Genomic DNA, 16,528 nt, shown 5'->3' with positions numbered 1-16,528 from the left:
GGGCATCGTCGCTGTTTGGTGGGCCCCGCGGTTAGCCTGGCGGGATGGCCCTTTCCAAGGAAGAACGCGAACAGTTCCTCGCCGAACCGCATATCGCCGCGCTGTCGGTGGGCGCGGGCGACAGGCGCGGTCCGCTGACCGTGCCGATCTGGTATCAGTACAGCCCCGGCGGCGAACCGTGGGTGATCACCGGGGCCGGTTCGCGCAAACATCGCCTCATCGAGGCGCAGGGTGAGTTCACGCTGATGGCGCAGCGCCTGGAACCGTCGGTGCGCTACGTGGCGGTGGACGGTCCGGTCAGCCGCATCGAGCCCAGCACCGACGACCAGCTGGTCGAGATGACCAAGCGTTATCTTCCGCCCGACAAAGTGGATGCCTACCTCGAGGCCGCCCGCCGCGAGCACGGAGAGACGGTGGCGATCTATCTGCGGCCGCAGCACTGGTTGTCCGCTGATCTCGGAACAATCTGAGCCGTTCTCAACGCGGCTTGTACAGCGCGGCGACGGCGGGCAGGCTGACCTTCAACGCCGGGTTGCGCGGCAGTTGGTCGACGACGGCGAAGGCCACCGGCACGTTGTAGACGGGCAGGCGGGCGCGGATCAACTCGGAGAGTTCTTCTTCGGAGGGCGCAGCGGTTCCGTCGGCGACTTCGATGGCCGCGAACGGCACCTGACCCAACCGCGTGTCGGGCACCCCCACGACGCACGCGTCCTTGACGGCTGGGTGTGAGACCAGCACGCGCCGAACGGTTTCCGGCAGTATCTTGAAACCCCCGCGGTTGATCGCGCCGTCGGCCCTACCGTGCAGGGTCACGAACCCGTCGGCGTCGATCGAGGCGATGTCGGTGGTGCGGATCCAATCGGCGCCGATCGGGGCGACTTTCGCTTCCAACAGCCCCTGCTCACCCCGCGCCAGTTCGGCACCCGTTTCGGGGTCGACGACGCGCAGTTCGGTGTCCGGCAGCGCCCTGCCGACGCTGTGGCGTTTGGACGCGCCGAACTCGGCTTGCAGCTCCGGGGTCCACGCGCACAGTGATCCAGCGAATTCCGTTGCGCCGTAGGCCAACACGATGGGGATGCCGTAGCGTCCCTCGAACTCGTCGCGGGTTTCGGGGTCCAGCGGGCCCGACGCGCTGATCAGGAAGTCCAGCGACGCCAGGTCCTCCTTGGCGACGTCGGCGTCGAGCAGCATGCGGATCACCGCCGGTTGCACGCCCGAGCGGGGGATGCGGTGCTCCTTGATCGCCGCCACGTAGCCGTCGACGCTGAACCGCTCCAGCACAACGATTCGCCTGCCGTTGTAGACGCCTGCGATCAGCTGGCATACCCCGATGCCGCCGAACTGCCAGTAGGCCAGTTCCGGTGGCGCATCCGCCGCCGCTTTCTCCCCGCTGGTGACGCTGAAGACCGTGCGCCGTAACACGTCGGTTTTGATCGACTGCCGTTTCGGCGGGCCGGTGGTTCCGCTGGTCAGGATCTGCAGTGCCACATCGGGTTCGGCGTCGGCATGCGTGCGGGTGGCGTCGCGTCGGGTCAGCCCCGCCACCGCCGTCACGGTGGGTTGCCGCAGCGAGATCGCCACGCCCGCACTGCCGGCCCGTTCCGCGGCGGTGATGACGGGTTCGGTCCAGTCCTCGACATCGGCGACGACGGCCGACAAACGCAGCGCGTCGATGTCGCGGCCGATGGACTCGGGCGACTGAAACGAATAGATCATGGACACCGGCCGACCGGCGGCCAGAAAGCCGATGATCGCCGCTGCGTGCGGTAATCGGTTGCGCACCACCAAGCCGACCGGCGCACCGTCGGCCACGCCGGCGTCGTGCAACACATCGGCGATCGCGCGCCCGTAGGCGGTGACCTCCTTACCGGAATACCAGCGGCCCTCGAACTGGATGCACGGTCGGTCGCCGTAGCCGGCCAGCCCGGCCGCGAAGGTCTCGGTGAAGCTCTCGGCCACGCCACGACCATAGTCACCGCGTGGTCTAGGCCGGCTCGGGAGTTGTCCTACAGCAGGGAGTCCGGCGGGGTGAACCGCTCGCCGTAGCGGGCGGCCAACTCCTTGGCCCGCGCGACGAACGCCTCCTTACCGCGGCCGGCCGGGCCCTCATAGCCGACGATGAACTGGGCACTGCCGCCCGTCCACGGCGGGTAGCCGATGCCCATGATCGAGCCGATGTTGGCGTCGGCGGTCGAGGTGATCACGCCTTCGTCGAGACACTTCTGGGTCTCCAGGGCCTCGGCGAACAGCATCCGGTCGATCATGTCCTGCAGCGGGACGTCGGCGCTGCCGGACGTGAACGTCTCCCGCAGCCCCGGCCACAGGCCGACCCGCTTGCCGTCGGCGTACTCGTAGAAGCCGGCGCCCTTGGCGCGGCCGGGCCGGCCGAGCTCGATCATCTTGTTGACGACGGCCTCGGCCGGGTGTGGCTCGTAGGTGCCGCCCGCGGCCTCCACACCCTTTCGGGTCTCGGTGGCGATCTTGGCCATCAGCTCGAGGTTGAGCTCGTCGGACAGCTGCAGCGGCGGCGCCGGATACCCGGCCTGCGAACCGGCCTGCTCGATGGACGCCGGCTGCACGCCCTCGCCGAGCATGGCGAGCGCCTCGTTGACGAACGTGCCGATGACGCGGCTGGTGAAGAAGCCGCGGCTGTCGTTGACGACGATCGGCGTCTTGCCGATGGCCAGGGTGTAGTCGAACACCCGGGCCAGCGCCTCGTCAGAGGTCTTCTCGCCCTTGATGATTTCCACCAGCGGCATCTTGTCGACCGGGCTGAAGAAGTGGATCCCGATGAAGTCCTCCTGACGCTTGACCCCGGTGGCCAGACCGGTGATCGGCAGGGTGGAGGTGTTGGAACCCAACAGTGCGTTCGGCTCGACGATGCCCTCGATCTCCTGAAACACCTTGTGTTTCAGTTCCTGGTTCTCGAAGACGGCCTCGATGACGAAGTCGACGCCCTTCAGGTCGGCGGCGTCGCCGGTCGGCTTGATCCGGTCGAGTAGCGCCTTGGACTTCTCTTCGGTGGTCTTGCCCCGCTCGAGCGCCTTGGCCTCGAGCTTCTCCGAGTAGCCCTTGCCCTTCTGGGCGGCCTCCAGGCTGACGTCTTTGAGCACCACGTCGAAGCCGGCCTTGGCCGAGACATAGGCGATGCCTGCGCCCATCATGCCCGCGCCGAGCACGCCGATCTTGGTCGGCCGCGTCTTGTCGATGCCGTCGGGCCGTGAGCCGCCGCCGTTGATGGTCTGCAGGTCGAAGAAGAACGCCTGGATCATGTTCTTGGCGACCTGGCCGGTGACCAGCGACGTGAAGTAGCGGCTCTCGATGCGGCTGGCGGTGTCGAAGTCGACCTGCGCGCCCTCGACGGCCGCGTTCAGGATCGCCCGCGGCGCCGGCATCGGCGCGCCCTTGAGCTGCTTTTTCAGCAGCGCCGGAAACGACGGCAGGATGCTGGCCAGGCCGGGGCTGCTCGGCGTGCCGCCGGGCATCTTGTAACCCTTGGCGTCCCACGGCTGGGTATGGGCGTCCGGGTTGGCCTTGATCCAGGCCTTGGCCGCGGGCACCAGGTCCTCGACGCTGTCGACGAGTTCATCGACCAGCCCGATCTCCTTGGCCTTGCCCGGCTTGAACCGGGTGCCCTGGCTCAGCACCTCCATGAAGGCCTTCTGGATGCCGAACATCCGCACGGTGCGCGTCACCCCGCCACCGCCGGGCAGCAGGCCGAGGGTCACCTCGGGCAGCCCGATGACCGAGCCCTTGACGTCGGCGGCGATGCGGTGATGGCACGCCAGCGCGATCTCCAGTCCGCCGCCGAGGGCGGCGCCGTTGATCGCCGCGACGACGGGCACACCGAGGGTCTCCAGCTTGCGCAGGTCGGCCTTGATGAACTCGACCTCGTCGAACGCGTCCTTGGCGTTCTCCGGGCCGATCTGCATCATGCCCTTGAGGTCACCGCCGGCGAAGAAGGTCTTCTTGGCGCTGGTGATCACCACGCCGGTGATCGAATCCTTCTCGGCAACAAGGCGTTTCACGACCTCGTGCATAGATTGCTTGTAATGCTCGTTCATCACGTTGGCCGAGCCGGTGGGGTCGTCCAGCGTCAGGGTGACGATGCCGTCGTCGTCCTTGTCCCACTTGATGGTGTTCTCGGTGCTCATTGGGGATGTCTCCTAAACCCGCTCGATGATGGTGGCCACGCCCATGCCGCCGCCCACGCACAGCGTGATCAGCGCGCGTCGCGCACTGCGACGCTCGAGCTCGTCGACCATGGTTCCGGTGATCATCGCGCCGGTGGCGCCCAGCGGGTGGCCCATCGCGATGGCGCCGCCGTTGACGTTGAGTTTCTCGTCGGGGATGTTGAGTTCCTTCTGGAACTTCAGCACCACCGAGGCGAACGCCTCGTTGAGCTCGAACAGGTCGATGTCATCGACGGTCAGACCGGCGCGGTCGAGCACCTTGCGGGTCGCAGGGGTCGGGCCGGTGAGCATGATGACCGGATCGGCACCGCTGGTCGCGGTGGCCACGACGCGGGCGCGCGGCGTCAGATTTTGAGCCTTTCCCGCGCTTTCACTGCCGACGAGCACCAGTGCGGCGCCGTCGACGATGCCGGAGCTGTTGCCGCCGGTGTGCACGTGGTTGATCTTTTCGACCCAGTGGTACTTCTGCAGCGCCACGTCGTCGAAACCGCCCATCGCGCCGACGCCTTCGAACGCGGGCTTGAGCTTGGCCAGCCCCTCCAGCGTGGTGTCGGGCCGCATGTGCTCGTCGTGATCGAGGATGACCAGGCCGTTCTGGTCGCGCACCGGGACGACGGACTTGGCGAAGTAGCCGCCCGACCACGCCGCGGCGGCGCGCTCCTGGCTGCGCAGCGCGAAGCGATCGACGTCCTCGCGGGAGAAGCCCTCGATGGTGGCGATCAGGTCGGCGCCGATGCCCTGCGGCACGAAGCCGACGGTGTAGTTGGTCTCGGGGTCGGTGGCCCAGGCGCCGCCGTCGGAGCCCATCGGCACGCGGCTCATCGACTCGACGCCGCCGGCGAGCACCAGGTCGTCCCAGCCGGAACGCACCTTCTGGGCGGCCATGTTGACGGCCTCAAGGCCCGACGCGCAGAACCGGTTGATCTGGACCCCGCCGGTGGTGTCCGGCATGCCGGCGGCGAGCACTGCGGTGCGGGCGATGACCGCACCCTGGTCGCCGACCGGGGAGACCACGCCGAGGATGACGTCGCTGATCAGGTTCTCGTCGAGGTCGGGATGGCGGCGACGGATCTCATCGATGAGGCCTGTGACCAGGCTGATCGGCTTGACCTCGGTGAGCGAGCCGTTCTTCTGCTTGCCGCGAGGCGTGCGGATGGCCTCGTAGATGAACGCTTCTTCGGACATGGGGATATTTCCTGTTCAGGTTGGCGGACGGGATGCCTGTCCTCTGGACTCCTGTCGACGGTAGTCCTGTGTTTGGCAGCGTAACAGCCTCGGCCAACCTGTTGGTTGGGCAGGCCTAGGTCGCCCGCATCCGGCCGAACGTGGGTTACCGGCACACGAATCGCGGGGAATGCGTGTCGGTAACCCACGTTCGCCGCAGCACCTACGCTCGACGGCTATGACAGTCAGCCGGCTGCAGCCCTACGCGGTCACGATCTTCGCCGAGATGTCGGCGCTGGCCGCGCGCATCGGCGCGGTGAACCTGGGCCAGGGCTTTCCCGACGAGGACGGTCCGCCGCGGATGCTCGAGATCGCCAGGGACGCGATCGCCGACGGCGCCAACCAGTACCCGCCCGGGCTGGGTATCGCGCCGCTGCGCGAGGCGATCGCCGCCCAGCGCCACCGATATTTCGGCACCGCGTACGACCCCGACACCGAGGTGCTCGTCACCGTCGGCGCGACGGAGGCCATCGCCGCCGCGGTCCTGGGCCTCGTCGAACCCGGCTCCGAGGTGCTGCTGATCGAACCGTTCTACGACTCCTACTCCCCTGTCATCGCGATGGCCGGCTGCCAGCGGCGCGCGGTGCCGCTGATGCAGGACGACGGGATCTTCCGGATCGACACCGACGGCCTGCGCCGCGCAATCACCCCGAAAACCAAGGCGATGATCGTCAACTCGCCGCACAACCCGACCGGCATGGTCGCCGGCGACGACGAGTTGCGTGCGCTGGCCCAAATCGCCGTCGACGCCGACCTGCTGGTGATCACCGACGAGGTCTACGAACACCTGGTGTTCGACGGTCGGCGCCATGTTCCGCTGGCCACCTATCCGGGCATGGCCGAACGCACGGTGACGATCTCCAGTGCGGCCAAGATGTTTAATGTCACCGGCTGGAAGATCGGGTGGGCTTGCGGCGCAGCGGATCTCATCGCAGGCGTGCGCGCGGCCAAGCAGTATCTTTCGTATGTCGGCGGTGCGCCGTTTCAACCCGCGGTGGCGCATGCCCTCAACGCCGAAGAGGCCTGGGTCGCCGCGCTGCGGGAATCCCTACAGGCCAGGCGTGACAAGCTCGGCGCCGCGTTGACCGACATCGGCTTCGACGTCGCCGAAAGTTCCGGAACCTACTTCCTGTGCGCCGATCCGCGACCGCTCGGCTACGACGACAGCGCGGCGTTCTGCGCGGAGCTGCCGCACAAGGCTGGCGTCGCGGCCATCCCGATGTCGGCGTTCTGCAACCCCGGCGCCGAGCACGCCGGCGCATGGAATCACTGGGTGCGCTTCGCGTTCTGCAAACGCAACGACACGTTGGACGAGGCCATTCGACGGCTACAGGTGATGCGCACCTCCTGACCGCGTGCCGAAATCGACGTTTTGGCGCGATCTACTCGTACTTTTCCGCCGAAATGTCCCTTTGGGCGCGTACTCGTTGGTGCAGGTTCTCGGTTGCGACGTCGAGCACCATCTTCTTCGCCCGGCGCAGCAGAAACTCGGGAATCGGCGCGGACAGATCGATGATGATGTCGAAGCGCACCCGCGTCCGGTCCTCCCCGACCGGGGTCAGGTTGTACTCGCCGTGCTGGCCACGCTGCTGCAACGTGGCCTTGGCATCCCAGACCACCCAGTCGTCGCCCCAGTGGTACTCGAGCAGCTCTTTGTCGGTGATCCCCATGATCTTGAACGTCGCCTTGACGTGGTGCGGGCGCCCATCGGGATGGCGGTCGAGCACCTCGGCGTGCTTGTGCACCGTCGACCACGACGGCGCCGCTTCGATGTCGGCAAGCGCATCAAGAATCGCGTCTTTGGGTGCCTCAAAGACGACTTCTCGCGATGCGCGGACCGCCATGGGACAAAGCGTAGCTAACACATCGACGGCGTGTGCCGGGTTTCACAGCAAATTAACGCTACCAGCAAATCTCGTCGAAGAGAGTGGCCGCCTGAGGCGGTGCGCCGACCGCAGGCGCCGGGGTGCGGGAGAACCGCGGCGCCGGTGCGGCCTGGTCGACGCCGTTGGCCTGCACCAGGGTTGACCGAGCGCGCAGATGCTCGTTCTGCGCGGCTTCGGTCCAGGTGAGCACGGGCGTGACGCACGCATCGGTGCCTGCGAAGATGTCGGCCCACTCGTCGCGAGTTTTGCTCGCAAACCGCTCCGCGAAGAGCTTGTGCATGTCGGGAAACGCGGCAGCGTCCAGTTGGTTGGGCACGTCGTCGGGGGTCAGGCCGAGGCCCTCCAGGAGTTGGGCGAAGAACTGCGGTTCGATCGCCCGACCGCCATGTACTTGCCGTCGGCGGTCTCGTAAGTGCGGTAGAACGGGGCGCCCCCGTCGAGCAGAAACGACTCACGCTCGTCGCGAAGCGTGCCCGTCGACTTCATCGTCCACGCCATCTGGGCCATGAGCGACACCCCGTCGACCATCGCCGCGTCGATCACCTGGCCCTCGCCCGAGCGTTCCCGCTCATACAGAGCCGACACGATGCCGAGCAGCACCAGCATCGATCCGCCGCCGAAGTCGGCGACCAGGTTGAGCGGCGCGACCGGCGGCCGGTCCCAGAACCCGATGGCCGACAGCACCCCGGTCTGCGACAGGTAATTGATGTCATGGCCCGCGGTGTGCGCCAGCGGCCCGTGCTGTCCCCACCCGGTGATGCGCGCGAAGATCAGCCGCGGATTGACCGCGGTGCACTCCTCAGGCCCGATGCCGAGCCGCTCACAGGTGCCCGGGCGGAAGGCGTCGATCAGCACGTCGGCCTTGGCGGCCAGGGCCAGCAGCCTGCCCGGGTCCGTCTTCACATCCAGGTCGATGACCCGCTTCCCCCGGTGCAACAGATCGACGTTCTCCGCCGGCATCTGCAAACCGCCGGGCCGGCGCACGCGCACCACGTCGGCCCCCAGATCCGCCAGCACCATCGCCGCATGCGGGCCCGGCCCGATTCCGCCGAGTTCGATCACCTTCACCCCGGCCAGAGGTCCGCTGTTCGTCACGGCCCGTCACGTTACTCGGAGCGTCGGCGGGCCCGTCAATATCGTCGTTTCGGTCCGTCTGCAGCCGCGTCGGGTCCTACCCTTGCCGCATCGGGCGGCCCGGTCGGAGCCGTCGGATCGGCGGTGAGGCGGTGACGTCGACGGCAGCGGTGTGCAGATCGTGCGGCACCGGACTACGGCAGAACGCCAAGTTCTGCCACGAGTGCGGTGCCGCGACGCCCGGCGCCCGGCGTGCCGCCGAGTACAAGCAGGTCACCGTGGTGTTCGCCGACGTGGTGCGCTCGATGGACATTGCCGCCACGCTCGATCCTGAGCGGTTGCGCGAGGTCATGACCTCGGTGGTGGAGCGGTCCGCAGCGATGGTCCGGCGCTTCGGCGGCGGGGTCGTGGAGTACACCGGCGACGGCGTGATGGCACTCTTCGGCGCCCCGGTTGCCTTGGAGGATCACGCTTTTCGGGCATGTCTGGCCGCGTCGGCCATCCAGGACGAGGCGGATCGACTCGCACGGGAGGTGGCAAAGCACGACGGGGTGACGCTGCGATTGCGAGTGGGTTTGAACTCCGGTCGCGTGATCGTCGGTGAAATCGGCTCGTGCTCAACACGATACGCCGCGACCGGAGAGACGATCGGATTGGCCCAACGCATGGAATCGGCGGCTTTACCGGGCGCGGTGTTGCTGTCGGAGTCCACCGCCCATCTGGTCGAGAGCACGGTGACGCTGGCCGACCCCGAGTGGGTGCGGGTCCGGGGATCCGACACACCGGTACGGGCGCGACGGCTGGTATCGGTGGGCGGCGGCGACGGTCTCGTGGGGCGTGCTGATGCGAGCCTGGTCGGGCGAGGCTGGGAGATGGCGGCACTGGACGGCCTGCTCGACCGTGCCGCAGGTGGCCGCGGCGGCGTCGTGAACGTGGTCGGTCCCGCGGGCATCGGCAAGAGCCGCGTGGCGCGCGAAGTGGCGACGACGGCGGCCGCCCGCGGAGTCGAGGTGTTTTGGACCTTCTGTGAATCGCACGCGCGTGACATCCCGTTCCACGCCGTGACGCGGTTGCTGCGGGCGGGCAGCGGCGTGACGGACGTCGCCGGCGACGCTGCGCGCGCACGCCTGCGCACCACGGTGCCCGCGGATGCCGACCCGCAGGACTTGCTGTTGCTCGACGATCTGCTGGGTGTCGGCGATCCCGAGGTTCGGCAGCCCCAGATCGATCCCGATGCGCGGCGGCGCCGACTGACGGCTTTGATCAACTCGGTGACCCTCGCCCGAACGAAGCCGGCGCTGTTCGTCATCGAGGACGCGCACTGGATCGACTCGGTCAGCGAGTCGCTGCTGGGCGACCTGTTGGCCGTGATCCCGCGAAGCCCGTCGTTGGTGTTGATCACCTCGCGTCCCGAATACGGCGGCGCGCTGGTGCGGGCGCAACACGCTCAGACCATAGCGCTGGCTCCCCTCGGCGACTCGGAGATGGCAGCGCTGCTCAGCGAGCTGCTGGGTGATGATTCCTCGGTTCGCGAGTTGACGACGATCATCGCCGAACGCGCCTGTGGCAACCCGTTTTTCGCTGAGGAGATGGTACGTGAACTGGTGCAGCGCGGTGAGTTGGCCGGCGACCGCGGACATCACGTGTGCCGCACCGCCGCCGCGGACGTGGCAGTGCCGGCCACGGTGCAGGCGGCCATCGAAGCGCGCATCGACCGGATGAGCCCGTCGTCGCGGCGCACGCTGAGCGCGGCCTCGGTGATCGGCGCTCGCTTCGGGCTGGATCTGCTCACGGCGTTGCAGGTCGACGCGGCAGTCGACGAACTACTGGCGGCCGAACTGATCGACCGGGTCCGGTTCGCGGCCAGCCCCGAATACACCTTTCGCCATCCGCTTATCCGCGCGGTGGCCTACGAATCTCAGCTCAAAACCACTCGCGCCGAACTGCACCGGCGGGTCGCGGCCGTGATCGAAGCATCTGCTCCGGCAGCGGCCGACGAAAACGCCGCCTTGATCGCCGAACACCTGGAGGCAGCTGACGAACTACACGCCGCGTATCAGTGGCATATGCGTGCCGCGACGTGGGCCGTTCCCCGCGACATCGCTGCGGCGCGCCAGAGCTGGGAGCGCGCCGGAGCGATCGCTGACGCACTGCCGGCCGACGAGCCCGACCGGACAGCGATGCGTATCGCACCCCGAACCATGTTGTGTGGCATCGCATGGCGGCTCCACGCGAACGTCGCCGAGGAACACATCGAAGAATTGCGCGAGCTGTGCGCCGACGCCGGCGACAAGGCGTCGCTGGCGATCGGCACGGCGGGGTTGGTGTTGGATCGGGCGTTTCAAGGCCGGATCAAGGAGGCGTCGCGGTTGGCGTCGGAAGCCTGGGCCCTCATCGACTCGCTCCACGACGCGACGCTGACGGTGGGATTGTCGTTTCCCGTCATCTATCCGAAGGGGCACGGGGGCGCGTGGCTCGAGGTGCTGCAGTGGTCGCAGCGGGCCATCGACCTGGCCGACGGCGACCCGTCCATGGGCAACTTCCTGTTTGGATCGCCGCTGGCAATCGCCTTCACGACGCGGGCCTTCAGTCGGTACTGCATGGGTCTTCCCGGATGGTTCGAAGACTTGCGCCAGGGCCTGGCCCTGGCCAGGAGCGCCGACCCGTTCGCCTACGCCACCACCGTCGCCTACGTGTATTTTCCGGGCATACCCCTCGGCGTGCTGGCGGCCCATGACCGCGCGATGGGTGAAGTCGAAGAAGCGTTGCGGATCGCCGAACGAACGGGCGACAACATGGCTTTGGCGTTCGACCGGGTGATCCTGGGATTAGCGCTGGCGCATCGTGATACGGACGCCGAGCGTAACCGCGGCCAGGAATTGCTGGCGGAGATCGGCAAGGTTTTCCAGCGCGACGAACACAGCCTGAGCGAGCTTCGTCTCCTCAACGCTTACTTGGCGCGGGAACGGGCTCGGTGCGGTGATCACGATGCGGCGCTGGCGCTGGTGCGCGCCGCCATCGACGAGCTGGTCCGCGAGGGCCAGCTGCTGTCGTGGGGCATCCCCGCGACGGGTGTTTTGGTGGAGACCCTGCTGGACCGAGCCGGCGAAGGGGATTTCACCGAAGCGGAAAGCGCGGTCGAGCGACTCGCCTCCGCACCGGACGACGGCGGGCAGGCGATGCGCGACATCTGGTTGATGAAGCTGCGAGCCCTCCTGGCCCGGGCCCGAGGTGACGACGCGACCTTCCGTGAGCTGGCGGGGCGCTATCAGGTGATGGCGCAGACGCTTGGCTTCGAAGGACACATCGGTTGGGCGGAGGCGATGGTGAAGGGGCGGCAGTAGCTTTACCCGGAGTTCAACGCCAACCTGTCCCCTCCGCAGGCCGGCGCCGAACGGGTCATGGGCTATTCGGAAGCCGGGTCATCACCGGTTGAATCATCGTCCGAGGGCGCGGAGCCGGTTGCCGCGTCGTCGGCCGGGACCGACCCGATCGCCTCATCGACCTCGTTGTCGACAGACCCATCCGTTTCCGTGGCCGCGGGTTCGTCAACATCCTCATCTGTGGCCACCTCCTCAGCGGCCTCTGATTCCGTTGTCTCTGCGGACAATTCATCGGCAGTCTCTTCATCCGCAACGTTTTCGGTCGCGCTCGCCTCCTCCTCCGTGGACGCGGCTTTCGCTTCTTCCTGGGTCGATGTGCTGGATTCCGTTGCGAGAGCGGAAGGCTCGTCAACCGGATCAGACACCGTTGGTTCCGTCACGTTCATCTCGGCAGCCGCTGGCTCCACACCGGCGAGGTCCTCCCCTGTCGGCGCGGCAGCGGCGGACCCCAGGGGCGGCGCACCCGTGAAGAAGGTCACGACAAGGTTCAACACCGACTGGTAAATCGGCGTGCACACGGGACACACCGTGATCGCAAACGCCGCGGTCCCGACAAGGAAGAAGAAGCCACCGAGGGCTACCCCAACGACGAGAGGCGCGGTGATCGGATTGGTGGCCAGCGGCCCGACCACGGCCCAGATCACCTCTATCGGTGTCGGCAACGAGAAGGTCGGCAACGCCGGACTGACCGGCGCCGCGGCGGGGGCCTCCGTCGAACCGTTGCCGGGTGGGTTTTCAGTCACCGGTCCCGCTGCCCCGGCCCCGGCAGCACCAGGGCCGGCGAGTTGTCGCAACGCAGCCATCGCCGCCGCCGGCGAAACCGTCAGCACCGTCGACGGCACCGCGCGCGGGCCGGCAGCCACGGCGGCGGGGGTGGGTGGGGCGATCACCAGCGCCAGCGCGAGAGCACCGGCCCCAACGAGCGCTACTGCGCTCCTGACCCGCGATCGAAGTTGGGTTGCAATCATTTCCAGACCTTCCGTAGGCGGGGTTTACGGATTATTCGGACGACTCGTCCGGGCCGGTGGTGTCGGGGGCATCGGTGTCGCCGACGGCATCGGCCGCCCCGGTGTCTGCCGGGGCCGACCCGAGGGTTTCATCGACCTCGTCGTCGGCCGACTCGACCGTCTCGGTGGCCGACGGATCGGCGGTTACCTCGTCGCTGGTAACCTCGTCTACAGTCTCGAAGTCCGCTGTGTCGGAGTCCGTTGTCGCCGAGGGCAGTTCATCGACGAGGTCTTCATCGGCAACGCTTTCGGTCGTGATCGCCGTTTCGGCGATAACCGGAGTTTGGGGCTCTTCCTGGGTCGATGTGCTGAATTCGGCTGCGAGAGCGGCAGGGTCGCCCGCCGGGACATTCACTGGGTCAGACGCTTCTGGTTCCGCCTCGTCCATCTCGTCGCCCGTTGCCTCCGCGGTGGCCGCGGTGGCCGCCGGTTGCAGGCTGACGAGGATGCTGCGGATGATCCCGACGGTGACGTTGAACAGCGCGCAGGGTGGACAGGCGAGGATGACGATCGCGATGATCGGGCCGAACAGCAGGACCGGACCGAGGATCGGGCCGATCGCTGGATTTGTGAGCAACTGCGTCAGCAGCGAGGCGAAAACCTCGTTCGGGGGCGGTAACGACAGCGGCGGCAACGCGGATGCAGCCGCCGTGGCCGGCCCCGCGTCGAGATGCCCCGTCGAGCGGTGACCGGGCGGGTCTGCGGCCAGTGGTCCCGTTCCCCCGCCTTCGGCTGCGTCGGCCAGTCGTTGCAGCGCAGCCATCGCCGCCGCCGGCGAAACCGTCAGCACCGCCGACGGCACCGCGCGCGGGCCGGGATCCGCGGCGGCGGGCACCGGCGGAGCGATCACCAGCGCCAGCGCGAGAACGATGCCCCCGAGGACCGCAACGGCACATCTGGTCCTCGACCGGGTCCGGGCCGCCGCGGACATCGTCATCCGTGATGGCGGGGCGGCGGGCGCTTCTCGACCGGCTCCGTGGTGAGCGCGCACTAGCGGTGATCTGGACATCTGCGTTCCTCGCTACGGTGACCCATCAAGGGTCACCCGCAGCAAAGGTGAGGGATGCAGTAGTCCACTACTGCAATACCGCGCGTGAAGTCGTCGGCATTACTGAGTCCGGGCAGGACGCGCCAGCAGGGCAGCCAACTCGTCGCGGCAACTCGTGCCGGTCTTCGACATCGCCCGGTAGATGTGGCTCTCGACGGTACGGACCGACAGCGTCAGCCGCTCGGCGACCTCACGGTTGGACAGGCCCTCGGCGATCAGCATCACGATCTCGGCTTCGCGATCGGTCAACGGCAACGGCTCGCTGGCCTGCCGCAGCGCCGGGGTGGCGGCTGCGCATCTGTCGGCCAATGCGGCCGCCCGCGCGACGCAGCGAAGCGCTGACCCACGCAAGTCCTGCCGCCGGTAGGCCAGGGCGGCATGACAGCACGCGTCCAGGGCGGCGACCAGGTCCCCGATCGACTCGAAATCTTGCGACACGGTGCTCAACGCGGCGGCGTCGCCCTCGGCCATCGCGCGAGCGAACCGCGCTGCCACACCGGCGCGAGGCCCTTCGGTCACTGCGCTGAGCTCCTGCAGGCGGGTCACGCCGCTGCGATCGCCGAATTGGGTCGCGGTCTGCAGGCAGAGCACTTCCGCGGCGAACTGCCCTTTGACGCGGCATCGTTCACCGGCGTCGCGGACCGTCGCGATCGCCTCGCTGATCGCGCCCTGGCCGGCCGCCAGCCACGCCCGCGCAAGGCTGTGCTCATGGTCGAGCATCCGGAATCGGCGGCGAATCTTGGTCAAATCGCCGAGCACGACGGCCGCCTCGTCGGTCCGCCCGCTGATGGCCAGCGCCGTGGCCTGCGGAATCCGGTAGCGGTATCCCCAGCCGTCGGGGTGCGAATCGGACAGCCCGTCGGCGGCGCGTGAGAGCAGCGAGCAGGCGCTCGACAGGTCACCGGACCCGAGCGCGGCGCGGCCTGCGACCGCATCGCCGAGAAGTCGAGCCGTGCCGGGCAGATCGGCGGCCTGGCGACGGGTGTCCGCGGCGACACCGAGCGCATCGGCGGTCCGCCCCGCCAGCAGCAGGGCGCTGACCTCGGCGTCGGCGATGTTGAACCTCATTTGCGGCGCGTCGAGTGTGCGGGTCGCGACCGCATGACCGACCGCGGCGTCAGCGACGGCGTCGGCGGTGCGCCCGACGTCCGCCGCGATCTGGGCGAGCGCCCACGCGATCTCCACACCTACCACCGGAATATCCTGCAAGGTAAGGGTTTCCGACGCCTGCACCGCGGCTTGGGGCTGGTCCGTCGCGAACCAGTAGACGGTGAGAAAGGCGTTGCGGTAGGCACGGCCCACCGATGTCGTGAATTCGGGCTGCGCGTCCATCAGCGCCTTGGCGTGTTCGGGTGCACCGAGCGCCCACAACGCGTTGCTGGACCGCAGGAACGCGAACCGGGCGCGCTCCTCGTCGGACAACGCGGCCGTGTCGATGTCGGCGAACACCGCCTCCGCCTCGGCGCCGCGCCCCGACCACGACAGCGCGTGCGCACGGATGAAGCGGGGTTCGGGCCCGGCACCGGACCCGGCGGCCGCCTCGGCCAGCCGGTCCGCGAGGGTCAACTCGCCGAGCCAGACCGCGCCGTAGGCCGCCCGGATGAGCAGGTCGGCATCCGGGTCGAGATCGGATTCCAGGCTCAGCGCCGCCCTGCGGACCACCATGCGGACGTCGTCGGGCGCCGAGCAAGCCCCTAGCTCGGTGGCGACGACGCCGCGCAGGCGACGCAACCGACTACGCGGGGCCCGCCTGCGACGCACTTCGCCGTAGAGCGGATGCGCCAACCGGACCTCGACACCGGCCCCAGACGGTTCGAGGCTGATCAACCCCCGGGTCTCGGCCTCCTCGATGGCCTCCGGATCGCAGATCCGCCTCAGCACGCCCAGTTGCAGCGGCTCACCGACGGCGAGGACGTCGATCACCTCCCCGACCGGCGGCGGCAGCGCCCCGATGCGGGATTCGACGAGCCCGACCACCCCCGGCGGCACGACCAATTCGCCGACCCAACGCCAGCACCGGTCCTGGCGGACGAGCCGCCCGTCTGCGACTTCGCGCTCGACGATGTTCTGCAGATAAAGTCCGTTACCGCCGGTGATCTTCCAGAGTCGTTGTGCCGCAATTGGATCTACGGGACCGGAGAGCACTTCCGTCAACAACTGCGCGGTGTCGTCGAGAGACAGTGGGGCGATGTCGATCCGCTCGAAACGGGTCTTGGCCCAGATATCCCCGACAGCGGCGGGAGTCGGTTCACCGTCACGGACGGTGAGGATCACCGTTGCCGCGCCGCGCACCACGATCTGGTGGACGACGAACGCCGACAGGTCGTCGAGCAGGTGGGCGTCGTCGACGCACAGCACCACCCGCGCGCTCGACTCGGCGGGCACCAGCGCATCGATCACCCCGCGCAGCAGCGTGAGGGTGTCGGTGACACCCGTCGGCGCCCAGGAGGTGAAGGCGCCGAGCGGGATGTTCCTGGCCGAGGTGGTGCCCGCCGTCCAGCGCGTCACACATCCGCGTTCGGCGGCCGCTTCCAGCGCCGCGCGGGCGGTGCAGGTCTTGCCGACGCCTTGGGACCCGCAGATGAGGACGCCGGGCGTCGCCGCGGTGATCGCCGCCTCGATCGCCTGTATCTCCTGCGCACGGCCAATTAACGGCCACGCAAAACGCACGTCTTGAGGTTAGGAGCCACGCGCGGGCGGCGTGGCGAAACGC

Annotated in this window: 10 protein-coding genes and 1 pseudogene; 3 read left to right on the top strand and 8 right to left on the bottom strand. The window is 68.2% G+C overall.

Translation table 11 applies throughout. From position 1 onward, the window contains the following. Window positions 1-44 precede the first annotated feature (44 nt). Window positions 45-470 (top strand): pyridoxamine 5'-phosphate oxidase family protein, encoded by a 426-nt coding sequence (locus G6N28_RS15260; RefSeq protein WP_163901603.1) that lies wholly within the window; start codon window positions 45-47, stop codon window positions 468-470. A gap of 7 nt (window positions 471-477) precedes the next feature. On the opposite strand, the gene G6N28_RS15255 is transcribed toward G6N28_RS15260, so the two are convergent. The 3 genes from G6N28_RS15255 to G6N28_RS15245 are packed head-to-tail and all read right to left on the bottom strand — an operon-like array spanning window position 478 to window position 5,378. Continuing rightward, entirely contained in the window at window positions 478-1,959 is a 1,482-nt protein-coding gene (locus G6N28_RS15255) for a class I adenylate-forming enzyme family protein (protein ID WP_163901601.1), read from the bottom strand. Between the two features lie 47 nt (window positions 1,960-2,006). After that, a complete protein-coding gene (locus G6N28_RS15250; protein ID WP_163901599.1) occupies window positions 2,007-4,154 on the bottom strand; it encodes a 3-hydroxyacyl-CoA dehydrogenase NAD-binding domain-containing protein in 2,148 nt (715 codons plus the stop codon). A gap of 12 nt (window positions 4,155-4,166) precedes the next feature. Next, window positions 4,167-5,378, bottom strand: a complete 1,212-nt coding sequence (locus tag G6N28_RS15245) for an acetyl-CoA C-acetyltransferase (protein WP_163901597.1) — start codon at window positions 5,376-5,378, stop codon at window positions 4,167-4,169. A 217-nt stretch (window positions 5,379-5,595) separates the two neighbouring features. Between G6N28_RS15245 and G6N28_RS15240 the strand changes: the two genes are divergently transcribed. Continuing rightward, window positions 5,596-6,768 (top strand): pyridoxal phosphate-dependent aminotransferase, encoded by a 1,173-nt coding sequence (locus G6N28_RS15240; protein WP_163901595.1) that lies wholly within the window; start codon window positions 5,596-5,598, stop codon window positions 6,766-6,768. A 31-nt stretch (window positions 6,769-6,799) separates the two neighbouring features. Here G6N28_RS15240 and G6N28_RS15235 read toward each other — a convergent pair whose 3' ends face one another. Beyond that, complete coding sequence (locus G6N28_RS15235; protein WP_163901593.1) at window positions 6,800-7,261, bottom strand: SRPBCC family protein; 462 nt, start codon at window positions 7,259-7,261, stop codon at window positions 6,800-6,802. Between the two features lie 58 nt (window positions 7,262-7,319). After that, window positions 7,320-8,398, bottom strand: a pseudogene (locus G6N28_RS15230) (CaiB/BaiF CoA transferase family protein). A 131-nt stretch (window positions 8,399-8,529) separates the two neighbouring features. Here G6N28_RS15230 and G6N28_RS15225 point away from each other — a divergent pair. Beyond that, on the top strand, window positions 8,530-11,721 hold the full coding sequence (locus G6N28_RS15225) for an AAA family ATPase (RefSeq protein ID WP_163901591.1): 3,192 nt from the start codon (window positions 8,530-8,532) through the stop codon (window positions 11,719-11,721). A gap of 62 nt (window positions 11,722-11,783) precedes the next feature. Here the strand turns inward: G6N28_RS15225 and G6N28_RS15220 are convergent, their stop codons facing one another. The 3 genes from G6N28_RS15220 to G6N28_RS15210 form a co-directional block, all read right to left on the bottom strand. Next, on the bottom strand, window positions 11,784-12,728 hold the full coding sequence (locus G6N28_RS15220; RefSeq protein ID WP_163901589.1) for a hypothetical protein: 945 nt from the start codon (window positions 12,726-12,728) through the stop codon (window positions 11,784-11,786). Window positions 12,729-12,759: 31 nt separating this feature from the next. Beyond that, a complete protein-coding gene (locus G6N28_RS15215) occupies window positions 12,760-13,698 on the bottom strand; it encodes a hypothetical protein (protein ID WP_163901587.1) in 939 nt (312 codons plus the stop codon). Window positions 13,699-13,875: 177 nt separating this feature from the next. Further along, window positions 13,876-16,485: a helix-turn-helix domain-containing protein gene (locus G6N28_RS15210; RefSeq protein ID WP_163901585.1), complete on the bottom strand. Its 2,610-nt coding sequence runs from the start codon at window positions 16,483-16,485 to the stop codon at window positions 13,876-13,878. Window positions 16,486-16,528 lie beyond the last annotated feature (43 nt).

Source organism: Mycolicibacterium pulveris (assembly GCF_010725725.1).
GTDB lineage: Bacteria > Actinomycetota > Actinomycetes > Mycobacteriales > Mycobacteriaceae > Mycobacterium > Mycobacterium pulveris.
Note: the sequence above shows the minus strand (reverse complement) of the source record. Positions and strands in the feature narration are given on the sequence as shown.